The organism is Novosphingobium sp. NFX11 (genome assembly GCF_057376415.1).
On record NZ_CP080386.1, the window covers coordinates 419,133 to 437,054 of the forward strand.

The window sequence follows — 17,922 nt, forward strand, 5'->3', positions numbered from 1 at the left end:
AGGGAGGCGCCCTGATGCAATCAGGCTGGCGCTTTGAGCGACTTCTGCTTGGAAAAGTGCTTTTGAAGGCTGAAGGCGATGGCGACGTAGATACCCTGCAGCATGTCACGATAGGTCTCGCCCATATCCGGGGGCACGACATCGAAATTCGACGTAATTGTGATCTGGCACGCGCCGTCGTCGATCTCATCCAAGGCCCAGCTGGCGATATAGTTTCGGATACCCGGTACGAATCCATCCTCGGCGTCATAGAAGAGCCTGTGTGCGACGGGATCTTCTAGAAGCAGGACCTCCCGGTTTTCCATAGGCGCACCTTTCTCGACCGCCGCTTCGCCGCGCGACATAACGCGGGTCCGAGGGACCGCTCCGGGCTCACCTTCCAGCCAGCAGTCCATGAGCTTCATGCCTTCCGAATTGCTGCCGTCATCGAACCAGGCCAAAGTCCCCCAATCTGTGATGAGGGCCCATACCTTCGCGATGTCGGCGTCAATCCGGCCCTGATGGAAACCGGATACGCGATAAACTTGAGCCATGGTCGCCGTTTCCTTCATTTTACTTCTGCATCGCGGAACGCTGGAATGAAAGTGTCCCGCGTCCAATCACGGAAGCTCTTGGTTCCGCCGATCAATGCCGCCAGATTGGCGGGGTTGTCGATGGTTGTACGTGTCCCTAGCCAGTAGAGATCGTCATACCCTTGCGGCCAATCGCGCATGATGTCCTCCAGCGAGATGTACTCCGCCCGGGCGCCGTAGCCTAGCTCTTCACCCAAGATCTTTGCCATGGCGTTGGGGCTGCCGACCTCCGACACAAGGTCGATCTCCGCACCTGCATATCGCTCCGGATCAGCGATGACGGCCACTGCCGCCTTGCCGATGTCGTCGGCGGCGATCAGCCCGTTCTCCTTCTCAGGCGGGATCGGGATCGCGAGCACCAATTCGCCATTCTTCATGACCGGAGCGAAGAACCGCAGCAGGTTCTCCATGAAGAAGCCAGGGCGCACGATGGTAGTGCTCAGGGGCAGTTCGGCCAGCCGCTCTTCGATGGCACGCTTGGAGCCGATACTCAAAACACCGCGCGCGTCGGATACCAGGGCTGACTGCAGGATGAAGTGAGGCGTGCTCACCTCGATGGCGGCATCGACGGCGTTGATACCTTGGACGGCCTGCCCGATGTCCCAGCGGTTGGTCAACGACGGGCCGGTGAAATAAACGGCATCCGCTCCGTCGATGGCTGCGCGGATCGATGCGCGGTCATCCAGGTCGCCCGCCACGGGTTCCGCCCCGAGCGCGCTGGCCTGCTGGGCGGCAAGTGTAGCGGTGTCGCGCATAACCGCCCTTACTTCAAAACCCGCGGCGACGAGGTGGCGCATCGCAGCACCGCCGGAAGTGCCCGTCGCGCCGAACACAGCGACTGTCTTTGCCATCCATATTACCTCTCAACAATACGGTACTTGGTCACATTTGTCATTGTGCGGTGAGACCGCCATCGACCGGCACCGCCGTTCCGGTCATGAAGCTTGCGGCTTCCGATGCCAGGAATGCGAACACGCTGGCGATCTCGGAAGGCTGCGCGCCACGGTTGAGCGGCATACGGGCGATGAACACGTCGGCCGCCTTGCCGATCACCTTGATCGTCTCGGTAACCATCGGCGTCAGCACCACGCCAGGATGGACCGAGTTAACCCGTATCTTGTGCGGAGCGAGTTCCACGGCCGCAGCCTTGGTCATGCCGGTGACGGCGAACTTGGACGCGCAGTAGTCCATGTTATTCGCGGCGCCGACAAGGCCATAGCCCGACGAGTTGTTGACGATCGAGCCGCCGCCTGCGCGGATCATCGAGGCCAGCACATGCTTCATGCCGAGAAACACTCCCTCCTGGTTGATCGCGCAGATCGCGCGATATTCCTCCAGCTTCAGGTCGGCCAGTGACTTCTGATAACCAGGGTGCCCCGCGTTGTTCACGAGCACATTGACCGGACCGAACGCCTTTTCGGTTTCCTTAATCGCTTGCTCCCAATCGGCTGGGTTGGTGACGTTCAAGTGCGAAAAGCGCACCTTGTCGCCCAGTTCGCTCGCCAATGCTTTCCCGGCTTCATCCGAGATGTCGGCGATGGTGACGCTCGCCCCCATCTCCTGAAACATGCGTGCTGCCGCGGCACCCATACCGCTGGCGGCGCCGGTAATGATGGCTACTTTCCCAGTTAGGTCGAACATCATGAATCCTCTCAAACCATTCATTCATGCTATGCGGCGCGGATCCGACTAGGAAAGAGCATATTCGGCGAGCTTTGTGTCCATCAGTTCGCGTAGGTAGAGGATCTTGTCGCCCTCGAACTGGACCGAGATGTAGTATTCGCCGTCAAAGCGCTTTCCGTTATTTAACGAGCAATTGCCGGTGAACGAAGCCAGCACCCAATCGCCTTCTTCGACGATCTCGTGAAATGTGAAAGTCGCTGGACTGACCATCGCTGAGGAGAATCCTTCGAGCATTTCGAGAATCTCGAGCAGCGTCCGCCTCTTGCCGGCCAACTCGGTGGTTCCGACGAACTCGTGGGCGTAGTTATCGGTAACCAGTCTGCTGATCGTTGCGCCATCGCCCCGACCCACCGCATCGATATAGCCGCGCACGGCTAGTTTTCTCGCGCTTTCCATCGTCTTGCCTCCAGGAATAAATTAACTCATGGTTTTATGGTAGTAGCTGCCCCCGGCCCTGTGTCCGCAGCACTGGGCCGCCAGCGCAGCCTGGCGCGCAAGTTGTAAGTGCGACCGAGGCCGTCTTTGTCGCGGGTGGGCAGGTTGCGCAAGAAACCGCCATCGTCCTTCAAGCTGCTGCTGACGTGCAGCACCAAGTCGTCCGCCGGCGGTATCTTGATCATGCCGGTGTTCTGCCCCCGCTCAAAATTCCGGAGTTCGCCGCGCACCCGCGCCCCGAATTTTTCTGTGGGATCGGCGCTGTTGCTAATGACCACCGCGCCAGTGGCATTGCGCCCGTCGAGCATGCGCCGCGGACGCAGAAGCGTTGGGATGGTGCCGATGTCGAAAGTGTCGATGATCTCGTCGAGTGTCAGGGTCGAGGTCGGGTACGCGCCGTCTTCCGAGACAGCGACGGGTGCGCCGGGGCCGACCGAAACGAAACCCGAGCCGATACCGGGGATGTAGGGCGGAAAGAAGCCGGTTCTGGTCATGGAGGCGGCGCCCGGTGTGACCGACGCGATGTCGCTCATTTGGCAGGCCCGAGGTTCTGGGTAACGGCCGCCGTCACCGCGCTCACCGCAATTTGTACGCCCAGCAGGCGCTCGCTGCCGCGCTGCGCCGTGACGACGATCACGCCTGAGTCGGTGATCGCCCGGAGCGCCGCAGGCACGGTGCTGTCGCTGGCGAGGGCTTCTATCGGCTGTGCGACCGATGATGACCCGCTCGCGGGTCCGGAGATGGCCACGTTCGTAACGGGCCGAGCATAGCTGAGAGGAGCCAGCAATATGCCTAGCGTTACCGTTATCGCGCTCGCAACGAACTTGCTCACATCATCCCCTCGGGTCAACGGCACGCAGGAGACACCTGCTTCGGCCAATCCTCTTGCCCGTCTCTTGACGGCACATGGGAGGACACGGGCGATTGCTATCGAGCCCACCGCAGCATTGCAATATAATTCTAATTCCAAGTAGATATTGCCGGGTGGACAAGCATGCTGGGCCGGGATAGAAAATCCGCTGCGGACCCGTGAACAGGACTAGGCGCACCGCCAAGCCGTGTGGAAGCGGTTCATGGCCGTTGCCCGCGAGTCGCCCGCAGGGACAAAATGCAATGGGAGTTGGAAAGTGGTTCAGATTTGGCTGAGATATGATCTGCGGAGCCCCTCGATCGGGATCGGCTCGGTAGCTTTGGCGGCGGCGGCGATTGAACAGGTCGCATGGGCAGACGACAAGGGCTTTCATACTATCCAGTTGCCCGAGCATCACTGTAGCGACGACGACTACAATCCTTCGCCACTAGTTTTGGGTGCGGCCATGGCGAGTCGCACCTCGAGACTTCGCATCCAGCCATCGGCCATCATCTTGCCGCTGCACGATCCGATCCGCATTGCGGAGGACTGCTGCGTGGTCGACATCATCAGCAACGGCCGCCTCGATGTAACTATCGGTCTGGGCTACGTGCCTGATGAGTTCGACATGTTCGGCATTCCGCTTTCCGAGCGTGGGCAGATCCTTGACAAGAAGCTCGCCGCGCTCAAGCAGGGGTTCACCGGCGAGACCTTTGAATACGAAGGCCGCAAGATTAAGGTCACCCCGCCGCCAGTTCAGAAGGGTGGTCCGCGTTTGTTTATCGGCGGAAGCGTAAAGGCTACCGCCCGCCGGGCGGCGCAGTATGGGGACGGCTACTACCCGATGTTCGTAGAGCCCGAGCTTGTCGCGGAATACCGACGGCTCTGCGCTGAGGCCGGCAAGCAACCCGGCCCGATCATTAACGGTGCCGGTCCGAAAGGCATCTACGTGGCGCGCGATCCCGACCGCGCCTGGGCCAAGATCGGTCCGCACGCCTTGCATGAAGCCAATGGCTATGCCGAGTTCGCTGCCAAGTTAGGCCAGCGCACCAGCTTCCGGGCGGCGGAAAACCCCGATGCACTTCGCGCCTCGGGCGATTATCGGGTATTCACGCCGGAGGAGGCCGTCGCCTTCTTCCGTGAGCAGGAGAGCCTGGGGCGGCACGTTACCGTCGCCCCGCTCGTCGCCGGTCTCGATCCGGACGTCGCATGGGAGAGCCTCGAACTGATCGCCAGCGAAGTCATCCCGGTTGTTTCCCAGGATGTAAGCCCGCCTGCCGAGACATCGAGTCCCGCAGCTTGATCTTCATTTGAGCGGAGCCGCGCGGCGCGGTTCCGACTGGGTGTGAATCAGCTTAATCGCTTCGCTGGTAGCGGTTGCTAGAGTCGTCGCTGCCACAGCTGGAGAAGGAGGGAGAGCGCGGATGCAACATGGCCGCACGGTCGCAGTAGCATGCGCTAGCAGCAGAATGGGCCAAGCGGTTGTGCGGCAACTGCTGGCGTCTGGAACATCGGTTCGCGCATTAACAAGAGACGCCGGTCTGTTCGCTTGCGGCGCTGATCGCGATATGAAAGTCGTCGCTGCGGACTTCCCCGACGTCGATGATCTGGCATCCGCGTTCGAGGGTGTGGATGCGGTGTGTAGCGCGTTTCCCTCGCTGGCTGGTGAAAAGAGCCCTGTTTACGCTCAAACCCTGGTAGCGGCTGTAAAACGGGCGACAGTGCCACGCATCATTTACAACTCGATGATTTGGGCGCCGGACGCGGCTTGCGGGCAGCCTTACTACTATGCGGTTTTGTATCTCGAAGACATCGTCGCCGACCCCGAACTGAACGTCACCATATTCCGACCAGTCTTGTTCATGGACAACCTGATCACCAGATTTGCCAAGCCGAGCTTGATGAACAAGGCGCTGTACCGCTACTGCCAACGCCCCGGGATGTTGGCGAACTTGATCGCCATGTCCGATGTGGCCAAGATCATTGATGCTGCTCTCGACAACGGGAAACTGATCGGCTGGCGCAATGCGATCGGCGGACCGGAAACCTTGTCAGTGGAGGATGTGGTTGACACTCTCTCCGACGTTCTCGGTAAGCCAATCACCTACCAATACGAGAATCCGTACGAGTGGGCGGCCCGGGTTCACGGCGAGGTCGGCCTCGAGAACACAATCGCGCGAGAGGCCTACGTCGAGGCGATGGGCCAATTCTACACCTTCAACAATGAGTCCGCCTGGCGCCCCTTCGAGGTGGATATGCAGCCCGTGCTTCAGGAATTGCCGGTGAGGATGCAGACGCTTCGTCAGTGGGCGGCGCACGAGGACTGGCGTTCCGAACACGAGGATCTCGACCCGGATTGGCTCAGTGGCAGCCTGACCCTGTGCCGCGGCGGACCTTGATACAGTAATCGAATGGAGGAAACCATGGGCCACGTAGGCGTCCTTCTAAGCCAGCCGGCCTATGAACTGGCCGGACCGACATTGACCGACTTAGCCCGGTCCATCGAAGCGCTGGGCTACGAAAGTATCTGGCTCCTGGACTCTTTCAGCCGCGATCCCTTCATCGCCGCTTCTTTCATCCTTCATGGCACAACCACGTTGAAGGTGGGCACTGGGATCGTCACGGTCTACGGCCGCGATGCGATGGCGGCAGCGCAGGCGCGGGATACTTTCGCTGAGTACTACCCCGGCCGCTTCCTGATGGGCTTGGGGGCGTCCAACGAGGCGATCGTGCAGATGCGCGGCGGTGAGTGGCTGGCCCCGGTCAAGAAGATGACCTCATACCTCAAAGCCGTAAACGGAGCGGCCCTGGCGCATGCAACGCCCGCGGAACCTGTGCCGCTGCACATCGCGGCCCACGCCCGCGGCCTGCAAAAGCTTGCCGTCGAAGAGGCCAGCGGCATCATCACGTGGGTTCTGCCCGTGCAGAGCGTGAGAGAGGCGAGGGAACAGGTCGGCTCCAATCTTGAGATCACCGCCAATTTCCCATGCATCCTGAACGAGGATCCCGGCGAGGCGAGGCAGGTCGCCCGGACTTTCCTAGCGATGTACATCGGCCTTGCCTACTATCAGTCCGCCTACCTGAAAGTCGGGTTCGAGGCTGGGGACTTCGCTGACGGCGGTAGCGAGCGACTGATTGATGCGATCGTGGCTTGGGGCAGCCCCGAGGGGATTAGGTCTCGCGTCGATGCCTATTTTAAAGCAGGTGCCTCCCGGGTGGTGATCAATCCCATCCGGTCGCCCGGAGATGATGTCGACAATCGACGGCACGACGTGACGCCGGACTGGGCCAGTCTGGAGCGGCTCGCACCTCTGCTAGCGGGCAGTGCGGGCTAAGGCGCACCGACCGGTGCCATCTCACTCTTTGCTATAAGGGAGAGCAGCCGATGAAGAAGCTTATGATGTTCATGAAGCGCAAGCAGGGCATCTCGTTCGAGGAATTCCGCACCCATTATGAGAACGTCCATATTCCAATGGTCGCGGTGTCGCTGGCGGAGTAATCTGCCCCATAAGTGGCGATTGAATATTCCCCACTTCTTTGAGGTCCGGGCTGTCCGGGGCTAGCCCCGGACAGCCCGGACCTCAGCCATATCGTGCATGCTGCTCCTGACCTGGAGTGCTGACGCGATGAAGAAGCTTGGAGATCTGATGATGATCCTCGATTTACATCGCCAAGGATTGAAAGTTGCCGCGATAGCCCGCCAGGCTGGGGTGGATCGCAAAACCGTTCGCAAATACATCGCCAGAGGGCTGGAACCGCCTGCCTATGGGCCGCGCCAGCCACGAGGGCGTGCTATCGACGCACACGTCGACTATCTGCGTGTCCGGCTCGAGGCCTATCCGGGCCTGACCGCGCAGCGCTTGCTGCGTGAAATCGCCGAACGTGGCTACGAGGGCGGCTACAGCATGGTGCGCGACGAGGTTCGTGCTCTGCGCCCGGTTGGGGGTGGTAAAAGATTTGCCGTCCGCTTTGAAACGCAGCCAGGCGAGCAGGCACAAGTCGATTTCGCGCAGTTCCGGGTCAGCTTCAGCGCCGAGCCCGGCGTCGTTCATATCGTCTGGCTGTTCTCGATCGTGCTGGGTTATTCTCGGTTGATCTGGGGGCGCTTCGCTCATCGCCAGACGATGCAAACCGCAGCTCATTGCCTCGCATCCCTTGCTCGATGGGCGGCAACGCTCAACGCTCGCCGGGCATCGGCAGACGACCAATCGCAAACACAGCGCGGCGATCCCTCCAGCTCTTGCCGGCGATCTTGTCGTCTTGCGGTCGCTCGACGTTTATGAAGCCGTTGGCCAACGCCTGGCTACGGGCGGTGTCGCATGAGTTCGCTTCTCCCTGAACCCAGCGCATCGCTGCTCGACCGGATCAAGACCTGCATGGTTGGCCTCAAGATGCCTCGCGCGATCGAGGTCGTCGACACGTGCATCGGAATGCTTGAGCGCGGTGAAATTACCGCTCTGGAAGCTATCGACCAGCTACTCGTCGAAGAGCTTACCTTCCGCGAGAACCGCCGCATCAAAACGGCGCTGATGATGGGCCGGCTCGGGCCGATCAAGACATTGGCGGGATATGACTTCGCCTTCCAGCCCTCCCTCGACAAGATGCGCATCATGGCGCTGGCGGAGCTAAACTTCATTGATCGATGTGAGGTGGTCCATCTGCTGGGCCCGCCCGATCCCACGACATAATACCCACCTCGCTATGTTATTGAAAAGTCATCGTCCTCTGGTCACTTAATTTTGATAGTGGACGCCGCATGCCGCTTTCAGCGTGATGCTTGATGTCTGGACGCTCAATATCGTCCCGCCGGATCACCCAAGGCGCCCCCTTGCAGTACTGCTCAGCGGGCAGACGGCCGGCACGGATCATGCGCAACACGGCCATTGGCCGTACTCCCAGCATCTCGGCGGCTTCCTGCATTGTATGTTCGCCACGCGTGACGCGTTCGCCCGCTTTGTAGACCTCTATCCCATGCTGATTGCGGAAGCTGCAAATGCGTGATTGCGTCCAACCGTTCTGACGCCCCGTGACCTTCCCGAGCCGGTTCAGGAGCGATGCAATATCTCTGTCGGGCAGCTGTCGTGCCAGCGTCCGGATGAGCGGTTCGAGATCGGGGGCGAACTCCAGCGATGATGACCCGCCTTATTCTTCCTGACAGCGAGCGCGGTATGATCGCCACCCTGCCAATGCACCATCATCTTGATCTGGTCGTCATCAATTCGCACGACGATCTCACGCACCACGGCGCGAATGATGCGCTTACGTGTGACACTTGTTGCCTTGGGGTGATTCCACGCTTCGGAGAGATCGGCACCCATACGGAGGATCTCGAGCCGCTCGTTATCATCCGATGCCTCTGGCTTTCTGCTGTCGAGCGCATCCAGCTCGGCCTGGCGCTCATGTACCAAAGCCAGAGCGACATTCCAGCGGCGCTCAAGTTCACCCGCTACGAGCCGGTTGTCGGGATCGACGGCATCATACTGGCGCTGCGCATGGACTGCCTCATAGCGAGCCTGTTCGAGCGCCAGCGTCACTTGCTGCCGCTTCTCGTTGACCTGTTGGTTCGATGCCTTGACCGCTGTAAGCGCCGCTTCGATACCGAGCGGCTGAAGACGTTCGAGAACCTCGGCGCCGATCGCCTGATCGACGCGCAACGAACCGAAACCGATGCATGGGTCGGTTCCATGGTTGATGAGAGCGCCGCGACAGTTGTAGCGACCAGTGTTGCCGTTGCTACCGGAATAGCAAACGTGAAGCTTACGCCCACAATGACCACAGCGCAGGAGTCCACCGAGCAGAAGCTCGCCTTTGCGCAGTGCGCCGCGGGGCATCATGCCCTTGCTTGTGGCGTTATCGGCGATCAAACGCTGGTTCCTCTCGAAATCCGCCCAACTGAGGTAACCCTCATGATGGTCTGGGATCAAGACCTCCCAGTCGGCCCGCTCCCGCCTGAAACCGCGGACGATGCGCTTGCGCCCCTCTTCGATGGTGACACGGCTGCAAGTGCGGCCAAATGTATAAGCGCCGCCATAGATCGGGTTAGTGAGGATGTGGTGAACGGTATTGTAAACAGGCAGCTTCCAGACAATCGATCGTCCTGCCTCACGTGTGTAGCAGATCGCTGGCAGCATGATCCCTTCGTTCCGGAGCGCGAGGTGAACCTGGCGAATGCTCTGCAGCTCGGAAAAGCGTTTGAAGACGAGTGCCAGAGCTTCGCGCACGCGTTGATCGGGATCCATCTCGATGCGATCATGTCGCGACTTCACATAGCCAACCGCGACCGTCAGGAAGAGCTCGCCGCGCCGTGCCTTAGCCTTGAGCGCCTCAAGTGAGCGGGCGCGCAGGATCGAGAGTTCGAGTTCGCTCATCGTTCCCTTCATGCCCAAAAGCATCCGGTCATTGGGATGACGCGGCTCATAGATGCCGTCCTCATCAATGATGATCGTACCGACGAGGCCGCAAAACTCGATCAGCGTGTGCCAATCGCGACCGTTGCGGGCGAGCCGCGACACCTCGATCGCCAGTACCGCGCCGACGCGACCTTCGCAGATAGCGGCCAGAAGCTTCTCGAAGCCAGGCCGGCTGACACCGGAGCCCGAGCGCCCGAGATCGTCATCGATAACGGTGACATCGCTCCAGCCAAGATCGCGGGCACGATCGGCCAAGCCATATTGGCGACGCCGGCTCTCCGAGTTGTTAGCGAGTTGGTCGGCTGTCGACTGGCGCACATAGACATATGCGCCGCGCGCAAAATGCTCAGGCAAAATCTTCATGGTCTGCCTCCTTCACTTGACTCGCTGCTTCCCTCAGCAGGGCCGAAATCAGCGGAAGGAGCCGTTCCTGCGCACCGACGGGAAAGGCTTTTACCGGCACCACGGGAGAGAACAGGTCTAGTTGTCGCGGCTTGCGCGGTTGCCTTTGCTGCATGGTCGTCTCCTCCACGACGCGAGATCGTCGCGGAGCGATTTTAGGCAGTCATCGATCTCACGACGCAGATCGCGAAGGCACGCGAGCGAAAAACGTGGCATCTCCACTATCGCCATGGCCGACGCAGGTTCCTCGGTCATCCATACCGGCACCAGCGCCAGGCTGCCGTCAGATTGGCGCCCGACATAAGCCGCCTCCCCGCAATAACGCTGCCTGCCAACGACAACGATCTTCTCGCGGAAGCGAGGGTGAAACGCATAGCAGACCTGCACCTCGCCACCGCTTCGCTGATATTGGGCATTATGAGCCCCGTTCGACCGGCACCGGCAAAAGCCATCTTGCCACCGCGTTGGGGGTCGAAGCGGTGAAGGCCGGCAAGAGCGTATACTTCTTGCCACTGGCTGATCTGATCGGATCGCTCGCCAAAGCCGAACGTGAAGGCACGCTGCGCGAACGGATTCGCTTCTACTGCCGCCCGGCTTTGCTGATCATTGACGAAATCGGCTATCTTCCCGTGGTGCCCGGTGGCGGCAACCTCTTCTTCCAGCTCGTTAACGCCCGATACGAAAAAAGCGCAATGATCCTCACTTCCAACCGGGGCTTTGCAGAATGGGGGAAATCTTCGGGAGCCCCGTGGTGGCGACGGCGCTCCTGGACCGGCTGCTTCACCACGCGATTGTCGTCCAGATCGTCGGGTCCAGCTATCGCTTACGGCAGCACGCTGCGTGTTTCGGAAAGTCCCGGACAGCGATTCCGGTAAGTCGCGGACAGTGATTTCAGAAAGTCCCGGACAGGCATTTCGTTAAGTCCCGGACAGTTTGTGCGGTTGGTCATTGGGTGCGCCGGTTTGGCATGAACGTCCCCGCAAGCGGAGCTTGGAGGGACCATGCCGAGACGGAAGCAACCGAGACGAGCGGACGTGAAGGACATCAGATCGATATTGCGGCTGACCCATGAGAGTGGGCTCTCGGTGCGCGAAGTGTCGGAGCGGCTTGGGCTAAGCAAGTCGACCGTGTCGACTTACCTGCTGCGGGCGCGTGAGGCGGGGCTAGACAGTTGGCCGATGCCAGATGACGGCGGCGATGACGCTGCGCTGGAGCGCAAACTCTTCCGGCAAATGGGACGGCCGCCGCGGGATACGAGCGAGCCGGACTGGCAACTGGTCTCCCGTGAGATGAAGCGCAAAAGCGTGACGCTGCTGTTGTTGTGGCAGGAATACCGCGAGGCTCATCCCGACGGCTTTGGCTACACGTGGTTCTGTGACAAGTTCGGCGCGCACGAGAAGCGCGCCCACCCGACCTATCGGCATCGGCATGCCGCCGGTGCGGTGATGCAGACTGATTACGCCGGTCAAACGATCCCGTTGATCGACCCCGGCACCGGCGAGATCCACCAAGCACAGCTGTTCGTCGCGGTGCTGGGGGCCTCGAGCTACACCTTTGCGGTGGCGAGCCTGCACCAGCGGCTGCCTGACTGGATTGAGGGCCAGGTCCGGGCGCTGGAGTACTTCGGCGGAGTGCCCGCTTCCATTGTCTGCGACAATCTCAAGGCGGGGGTGGCCAAGGCGCTATGGTTCGAACCGACCCTGACTACGACCTTTGCTGCGATGGCAGAGCATTACGACACGACGGTCCTGCCGACCCGGCCGGCGAAGCCGAGGGATAAGGGGAAGATCGAGGGCGCGGTGCTGATCGCGGAAAGGTGGATCATCGCGCGCTTGCGCAATCGGCAGTTCTTCGACCTGGCGGTGCTCAATGCCGAGATCGGCCACTTGCTCGAAGTTCTCAATGGCAAGACGATGCGTCACGTCGGTCGTTCGCGCCGCGAGCTGTTCGAGGAGATCGAACGCGCGGCGCTCAAGGCGCTGCCGGTTACCCCGTTCGAATACGCTGAATGGAAGAGCGCCAAGGTTCATCCCGATTACCACGTTGCCGTCGACCGCAACTTTTACTCGGTTCCGCATGGTCTGATCGGCCGCAAGGTCGATGTGCGGCTGACCCAGCGGGTGGTTGAGATCTTCCAGGATCACAAACGGGTCGCCAGCCATGTTCGCAGTTCGCAGCGCGGGTTCCACATCACCGTCAACGCCCACATGCCCAAGGCTCACCAGCGTTATGCCGACCGGACGCCGGCATCGCTGATCGAGCGCGCGGCCAGGATGGGCACCAACGTGGCGGTCATGGTCGAGCGCATGATGCGTGATCGGCGCCATCCCGAGCAGGGTTATCGCTCGGCGATGGGCATCCTCTCGCTAGGGCGCGGCTATGGCCATGTCCGTCTCGATGCGGCCTGTGACCGCGCGCTGGCAATCGAGGCCACCACATATGCCTCGGTCCTCTCGATCCTCAAATCCGGGCTGGATCAGGCCAGTCCTGCCCAAGAACCGATCCGGCCAGCTCCATCGCACGGCAACATCCGCGGTGGGGTCTACTATCAGTGAAAGGAAGCGACGATCATGCTGACACACCCCATGTTGGACCAGATGCAGACGCTGGGGCTCGCCGGGATGGCGAGTGCTTACCGTGAACTTGCCGAACAGGCGGGAAGCGAAGGGCTCGCCCGGGACGAATGGCTCGGGCTGATGCTCGATCGGGAGATGGCGATGCGCTGTGACAAGCGGCTCGCCAACCGGCTTGCGGCCGCGCGACTACGATTCAGCGACGCCTGTATCGAGAACATCGACTTCGCCGCGCACCGCAAGCTGGATCGCCGCAGCGTCCTGGCGCTTGCGCAGGGCGACTGGCTCAAGGCGCATGAACATCTAATCATTACAGGGCCAACCGGTACGGGGAAAACCTGGTTGGGGTGTGCGTTCGCCCGTCAGGCAGCCCGGCTCGACTACTCGGTACTCTACGTTCGCATGCCCCGACTGTTCGAAGATCTGGCAATGGCCCGGCTCGACGGCCGCTTCCCGCGCCTGATCGACAAGCTCACCCGCATCCAACTGCTCGTGCTCGACGACTGGGGCAGCCATGGGCTGACCGAGCAGCAGCGCGGCGATCTGCTTGAAATCTTCGAGGAGCGCTACAAGCGTAAATCCACCTTGATTACAGCTCAGTTACCGGTCGCTCAGTGGCACGAAATGATCGGTGCCCCCACGATCGCTGACGCCATCCTCGACCGCTTGGTACACAATGCCCACCGCATAACACTCGAAGGCGACAGCATGCGCAAAACCCGACCCGCGCCCCTCTTGACCGACATAGAGAAAGCCGAAATCATAACCGCCTGAACCACAACAAGGCACCTATGACCAAACTGCGCCGACTGTCCGGGACTTAGCGAAACGCATGTCCGCGATTTTGTGAAACGGCTGTCCAGAACTTCTGAAATACGCAAGCACGCCGACCTTTTGCCCGCCCCTGCCAGCTCAATTGCACCCGAACCAAAGCGGCGCGGCAGACCGCCAAAGAATGGAGGTGCCGCCTACGAAACTGCCGTCCCGTAAAATCGCAAAGTGGGGAATTTTACATCGCCACTTCTGGGGAATATTCCAGTGACGTTGACAGTAGCTGGCCTGCGTTTCCCCCTTATCGGGTATTTCGTCCCGCGCCTGCCTTTCGATCCGGTAGAGCTGGTCGAAGAACTTGAGCGCCTGTGCGGGCGGCCCGCCTTGTTTCTTCCTCGCCTTGAGGGCGTCGGCAAAGCGCCGTCTGGCGTGGGCCATGCATCCCAGATGTGTGGCGCCTTTCAATGTGCGCCAGGCCGTATAGCCGTCACTCATCAGGATACCGCGATAGTCGCCGAGGAAGGCCTGCGGATGTTCCTGCCCGCGACCGGGTTGATAATCGAGCAGCACGACCGGCTGTTCGCTGTCCTCGCTGCTGCGGTAGGCCCACATATACGAGGTGCTGGTAGGAGCCTTGCCCTCTTCCTTCAGCACCTGAACCGTAGTCTCGTCGCCATGAATGACCTCCTGGGACCGGAGCCGCAGCTTCAGGGCGTCAAAGATGCGATGCAGGTGCCTCTCGCTCGAAGCGATCACCCAACGGCCCAGAGCACCACGGCTGACAGGTACCCCTGCGCGCTCGAAGGTTTGCGCCAAACGATACAGCGGTGTGCCATCGACGTATTTATGAACAAGGGCAAAGGCCAGCGTCGAGGCCGTGGCAATGCTGCCCGGCAAGGGCTGTGCGGGCATCGGCGCAATGACGATCGGCGTGGCGATCCCGGTGCGGTCGCAATTGCGGCATGCATATTTGGCGCGGGCATTCTGAAGAACCGTGGCCTTCACCTCGATGTGAAGCTGCTCGGTTACCACTTCCCCCATGCGATGCATTCGTTCGCTGCAGCACGGGCAGACCTTTTGGTCGTCGGCGAGGTCATATTCGACGCGCTGGCGCGGCAGGTCGGCAGGAAGTGGCTTGCGCCCGCGCTTCTTTCCTTCCGGTCTTTTCGCCTCCGGCAATCCCGTGTCGGGAAGATCGGCGGCGACCGACTCATCGACGTCGTCGTGCCCATCGTCGGCATCGTCCTCCAGGGAGGCCTGCTCGGCTTCATTGAAGACACGATCCAGGTGCTTTTCGCTGCGCGGCGCAAAGCGGTGCAACCGCGCCAGCGCCAGTTCCTCCTCAAGCTTCAGGATGCGCCGGGCAAGGGCGTCTCTCTCGGCCGCCAATGCCTCGACCTCAGCGGCTTTCGTCGCCAGAAGCGCCATCAATTCCGCAATAGTGGGGACGCCGCCTCGATCCATCGCAGTCTTGAATCGAAAGCCCGTTCCCGCGTCAACGGCCTTCAACCGACAAACTGATATTGCCGCACCGGATGAGGGACCATCGCGTCAATATCGATCCCGTCGAGCAGCCATCGCAATTGCTCCGCGGTGAGCGCCACCACCGTTTCCGCTCGTTTGGGCCATCGGAACTTGTCCTCCGTCAACGCCTTGAGCACCAATACAAAGCCCGACCGGTCAAAGAACAGCAGCTTCATCCGGGTCCGGCGCCGGTTGCAAAAGGCAAACGCCGCGCGCTCGAACGGATTGAGGCCCATCGACTGCTCGACCAGGATCGCAAGGCTGTTGATCCCACAGCGAAAGTCGATCGGATCCCGGTGGAGATAGACGCGCAGATCTTCAGCGAGCCGGAACATGGCAATGCCCCAGCGCATCGATCATCACCACCAGCAACTGCGCGTCACACCCCTCCAGCGTCAGCGATACGCCATTTGGCATCGACGCCTGCAACCGCACTGACGGTACCAATCCCGCAGACCGGGGCGCGATCCCAGCAGTGTATCGCTCCGCAGGCGCCGGAGACGTCTCCACCCGGATAAACGCCGACGGATCCGGCAACTGCCCCGTGCTCCGCTGCCCGTTCGCACTCTGCCGCTCCTGATACTTCCTGACCCATTTGCGCAGTTGGTTGGCGTTGACACCATGCTCCAGCGCAAGCCTCGCCACCGATATGCCCGGCTCGAGGCACGCCTCGATCAACCGTGCCTTCCCCGCCCGACCATAATAGCGCCGGCCGTTACTCGTCACCCTTACAACCTCGAGCCCATAGGGGCCCATCGGTGCCAACTCCATGTGTCCACCTCTTCCTTGGTGGACACATCCTTCACACCGCGTCACTCAACCGAACAGGTGCGCGGAATTTCGCGCTTACGGTCTACCGAATTGGCTGGAGAGCCGGGGCGATGTGTACATATCGGAGACCGGGAAAGCGATATTTACGAGCTTTATTGCTTGGCTGAAGAGCTCGGTACCAAATTCCTCGTGCGCAGCTGCGTTGACCGCTTGGCGCAAGATGGCAAGACGACCATCGCCCAAGTTATGGAAAGGACGCCGTGCAGCGGGACCCACGAAATCCAATTCCGCAATGCTAGAGCAGTTTTCGATCATTCTGGTTCATAGCCGCACGATCTGAAGTAGTTGGCGCATTCCTGAGGCTGGAAGATATCGCCGAGTTTGCCGATCAAGCTCCACAGGCCGCTGACCGTTCGCTCGCCCGCTTTACGGAGCATGGCCTTCAGGCGGGAGAACGCTTTCTCGATCGGGTTGAAGTCTGGGCTGTAGGGCGGGAGAAAGCGCAGGGTTGCGCCTGCAGCCTCGATGAGCACCTGCACCGATGCGCGCTTGTGGCTCGACAGGTTGTCCATGATGACGACGTCGCCGGGCCGCAGTTCCGGGACGAGGACCTGAGCGACGTAGGCTTCGAACCAGTCACCGTTAATCGGTCCATCGAGCACCATGGGCGCGACCATGCCAGTCATGCGCAGGCCAGCGACGAGAGTGGTGGTTTTGCGGTGGCCGTGCGGGAAGCCCATCCGCAGTCGCTCGCCTTTCGGGCAACGTCCGTGGCTGCGGGTCATATTGGTCGCGGTCCAGGTTTCGTCGATGAAGACCAGGCGCTCCGGTTCGAGATCGAGTTGACCCTCGAACCAGTCCTGACGCTGTTTCAAGACGTCTGGTCGATCTTGCTCTATCGCATGGCCTGTCTTTTTTGCGCGTCAGGCCACGGCGAACAAAAAAGCGATGTAGCCCGGCCACGGAAACGGCCATTCCCTTGTCCGCAAGCGCCAGACGTAGTTCTTCGAGGGTGATGTCCCTGCGCTCCTCCCAAATGGCCAGAATGTCCGCTGCCCGCTCTTCCACCCGCCGCGAGCGCATATCCCCGCCGCGCGGCTTTGGGGCTATGTCACCCGTCTCGCGCTGCTGTGCCCGCCAACGGACCGCCGTTGATGGTGCAACACCGAACCGGGCCGCCGCAGCACGGCAACTCGATCCACTGTCCACCGCTGCCAACAGCCGAGTGCGCAAATCCATCGAAAGAGCCATCCATGCCGGCCTCCTTCACCAGCACGGATTCTGAATCAGAAATCGCGCCCGAAGGGAATCCCAGACCGATTCAGAACGGTCGAAAACCGCTCTAAAGGCAAGGAGCAGCGGGCAACGCTATCAATACGATATGCGACAATGACGGTCCGGCCCCAATCGGAAAACAGATGAAATACATAAACCAAGAGCTTCAGGTCATCCATGCCGAAGAAATCAGTCCGCCGGAAGATCGCGAACGGATTAACTGGAAGCTTATTACAAATTTACCTGTCAAAAACCACGCCGATGCCGTTCATATGCTTGGCTGGTACTCCAAACGCTGGAAGATCGAGACATTCTTCCGAACCCTGAAAACCGGGTGCCGGATCGAAGAACTTCGCCTGACTACGGTCAACCGCTTGGCCAATTGTATCGCCTTGTGCTGCGTCGTTGCCTGGCGCGTGTCGTGGCTGACGATGCTGGCTCGTGAGGCTCGCATCACGACCGAGGATGAGGCGATCTTCGCGGATCGCGCGCTATCGCGGATGACCTTCACGGAGGAATTTGTCCTGCCGGGCATGAGCTGACCGGCCACCTGTCTTTTCGCCTAAAAACAGCCGGCCGGACGCTCACCAGGCAGATTGGCCGCATCAGGTACTCGTTTTTCTAGCGTGGGCATACGCTGTTCCTGGCGGTGGGAA

19 protein-coding genes and 4 pseudogenes are annotated in these 17,922 nt (G+C 60.7%); 10 read left to right on the forward strand and 13 right to left on the reverse strand.

All coding sequences use genetic code 11. The features are described from left to right. Window positions 1–20: 20 nt before the first annotated feature. The 6 genes from KZO24_RS28680 to KZO24_RS28705 are packed head-to-tail and all read right to left on the reverse strand — an operon-like array spanning window position 21 to window position 3,522. Window positions 21–551 carry an SRPBCC family protein gene (locus tag KZO24_RS28680; protein WP_486487780.1) on the reverse strand — a complete coding sequence of 177 codons (531 nt, stop codon included), beginning with the start codon at window positions 549–551 and terminating at the stop codon, window positions 21–23. Further along, window positions 548–1,423, reverse strand: coding sequence for an NmrA/HSCARG family protein (locus KZO24_RS28685; protein WP_486487781.1), 876 nt, complete (start codon window positions 1,421–1,423; stop codon window positions 548–550). The genes KZO24_RS28680 and KZO24_RS28685 overlap by 4 nt, the downstream gene beginning before the upstream one ends. A 40-nt stretch (window positions 1,424–1,463) precedes the next feature. After that, on the reverse strand, window positions 1,464–2,213 hold the full coding sequence (locus KZO24_RS28690) for an SDR family NAD(P)-dependent oxidoreductase (RefSeq protein WP_486488438.1): 750 nt from the start codon (window positions 2,211–2,213) through the stop codon (window positions 1,464–1,466). Window positions 2,214–2,261: 48 nt separating this feature from the next. Next, on the reverse strand, window positions 2,262–2,651 hold the full coding sequence (locus KZO24_RS28695) for a nuclear transport factor 2 family protein (protein WP_486487782.1): 390 nt from the start codon (window positions 2,649–2,651) through the stop codon (window positions 2,262–2,264). A 26-nt stretch (window positions 2,652–2,677) separates the two neighbouring features. After that, window positions 2,678–3,223, reverse strand: a complete 546-nt coding sequence (locus KZO24_RS28700) for a hypothetical protein (RefSeq protein ID WP_486487783.1) — start codon at window positions 3,221–3,223, stop codon at window positions 2,678–2,680. Further along, on the reverse strand, window positions 3,220–3,522 hold the full coding sequence (locus KZO24_RS28705) for a hypothetical protein (protein ID WP_486487784.1): 303 nt from the start codon (window positions 3,520–3,522) through the stop codon (window positions 3,220–3,222). The genes KZO24_RS28700 and KZO24_RS28705 overlap by 4 nt, the downstream gene beginning before the upstream one ends. A 241-nt stretch (window positions 3,523–3,763) precedes the next feature. On the opposite strand from KZO24_RS28705, the gene KZO24_RS28710 reads away from it, so the two are divergent. The 6 genes and pseudogenes from KZO24_RS28710 to KZO24_RS28735 form a co-directional block, all read left to right on the forward strand. Beyond that, window positions 3,764–4,843 carry an LLM class flavin-dependent oxidoreductase gene (locus tag KZO24_RS28710; RefSeq protein WP_486487785.1) on the forward strand — a complete coding sequence of 360 codons (1,080 nt, stop codon included), beginning with the start codon at window positions 3,764–3,766 and terminating at the stop codon, window positions 4,841–4,843. A gap of 121 nt (window positions 4,844–4,964) precedes the next feature. Beyond that, window positions 4,965–5,939 carry an SDR family oxidoreductase gene (locus KZO24_RS28715; protein WP_486487786.1) on the forward strand — a complete coding sequence of 325 codons (975 nt, stop codon included), beginning with the start codon at window positions 4,965–4,967 and terminating at the stop codon, window positions 5,937–5,939. Window positions 5,940–5,963: 24 nt separating this feature from the next. Further along, complete coding sequence (locus tag KZO24_RS28720; protein WP_486487787.1) at window positions 5,964–6,875, forward strand: LLM class flavin-dependent oxidoreductase; 912 nt, start codon at window positions 5,964–5,966, stop codon at window positions 6,873–6,875. 50 nt (window positions 6,876–6,925) lie between these two features. Continuing rightward, window positions 6,926–7,039, forward strand: a complete 114-nt coding sequence (locus tag KZO24_RS28725; protein ID WP_486487788.1) for an EthD domain-containing protein — start codon at window positions 6,926–6,928, stop codon at window positions 7,037–7,039. A gap of 127 nt (window positions 7,040–7,166) precedes the next feature. Beyond that, window positions 7,167–7,685 (forward strand): annotated as a pseudogene (locus KZO24_RS28730) (transposase); the annotation flags it as partial. A gap of 174 nt (window positions 7,686–7,859) precedes the next feature. After that, window positions 7,860–8,213: pseudogene (locus KZO24_RS28735) on the forward strand (ATP-binding protein); the annotation flags it as partial. A 31-nt stretch (window positions 8,214–8,244) separates the two neighbouring features. Here the strand turns inward: KZO24_RS28735 and KZO24_RS28740 are convergent. The 3 genes from KZO24_RS28740 to KZO24_RS28750 form a co-directional block, all read right to left on the reverse strand. Continuing rightward, window positions 8,245–8,460 carry a helix-turn-helix domain-containing protein gene (locus KZO24_RS28740; RefSeq protein ID WP_486487789.1) on the reverse strand — a complete coding sequence of 72 codons (216 nt, stop codon included), beginning with the start codon at window positions 8,458–8,460 and terminating at the stop codon, window positions 8,245–8,247. 125 nt (window positions 8,461–8,585) lie between these two features. Further along, window positions 8,586–10,313, reverse strand: a complete 1,728-nt coding sequence (locus KZO24_RS28745; protein ID WP_486487790.1) for a recombinase family protein — start codon at window positions 10,311–10,313, stop codon at window positions 8,586–8,588. Then, complete coding sequence (locus KZO24_RS28750) at window positions 10,297–10,482, reverse strand: hypothetical protein (RefSeq protein WP_172704968.1); 186 nt, start codon at window positions 10,480–10,482, stop codon at window positions 10,297–10,299. The genes KZO24_RS28745 and KZO24_RS28750 overlap by 17 nt, the downstream gene beginning before the upstream one ends. Before the next feature lie 304 nt (window positions 10,483–10,786). On the opposite strand from KZO24_RS28750, the pseudogene KZO24_RS28755 reads away from it, so the two are divergent. From KZO24_RS28755 to istB, 3 genes and pseudogenes are all read left to right on the forward strand, one after another. Next, window positions 10,787–11,190, forward strand: a pseudogene (locus KZO24_RS28755) (ATP-binding protein); the annotation flags it as partial. Window positions 11,191–11,353: 163 nt separating this feature from the next. Further along, window positions 11,354–12,907: an IS21 family transposase gene (gene istA / locus KZO24_RS28760; RefSeq protein WP_486487791.1), complete on the forward strand. Its 1,554-nt coding sequence runs from the start codon at window positions 11,354–11,356 to the stop codon at window positions 12,905–12,907. A gap of 15 nt (window positions 12,908–12,922) precedes the next feature. Beyond that, window positions 12,923–13,699 carry an IS21-like element helper ATPase IstB gene (gene istB / locus KZO24_RS28765; RefSeq protein WP_486487792.1) on the forward strand — a complete coding sequence of 259 codons (777 nt, stop codon included), beginning with the start codon at window positions 12,923–12,925 and terminating at the stop codon, window positions 13,697–13,699. A gap of 267 nt (window positions 13,700–13,966) precedes the next feature. Here istB and tnpC read toward each other — a convergent pair. The 4 genes and pseudogenes from tnpC to KZO24_RS28785 all read right to left on the reverse strand — a co-directional run. Beyond that, a pseudogene (gene tnpC, locus KZO24_RS28770) lies at window positions 13,967–15,160 on the reverse strand (IS66 family transposase); the annotation flags it as partial. A gap of 41 nt (window positions 15,161–15,201) precedes the next feature. Next, window positions 15,202–15,555, reverse strand: a complete 354-nt coding sequence (gene tnpB / locus KZO24_RS28775; protein ID WP_059150138.1) for an IS66 family insertion sequence element accessory protein TnpB — start codon at window positions 15,553–15,555, stop codon at window positions 15,202–15,204. Then, window positions 15,539–15,898, reverse strand: a complete 360-nt coding sequence (gene tnpA, locus KZO24_RS28780; protein WP_486487793.1) for an IS66-like element accessory protein TnpA — start codon at window positions 15,896–15,898, stop codon at window positions 15,539–15,541. Before tnpA ends, tnpB begins: the two co-directional genes overlap by 17 nt. 404 nt (window positions 15,899–16,302) lie before the next feature. Then, window positions 16,303–17,242 (reverse strand): IS630 family transposase gene (locus KZO24_RS28785; RefSeq protein ID WP_486487794.1). Its coding sequence is split into 2 segments (ribosomal slippage): window positions 16,303–16,903 and window positions 16,902–17,242, totalling 942 coding nucleotides; the frame shifts between segments, so codons are not numbered across the junction. Window positions 17,243–17,409: 167 nt separating this feature from the next. Here KZO24_RS28785 and KZO24_RS28790 point away from each other — a divergent pair. Next, complete coding sequence (locus KZO24_RS28790; protein WP_486487795.1) at window positions 17,410–17,808, forward strand: transposase; 399 nt, start codon at window positions 17,410–17,412, stop codon at window positions 17,806–17,808. Window positions 17,809–17,922 lie beyond the last annotated feature (114 nt).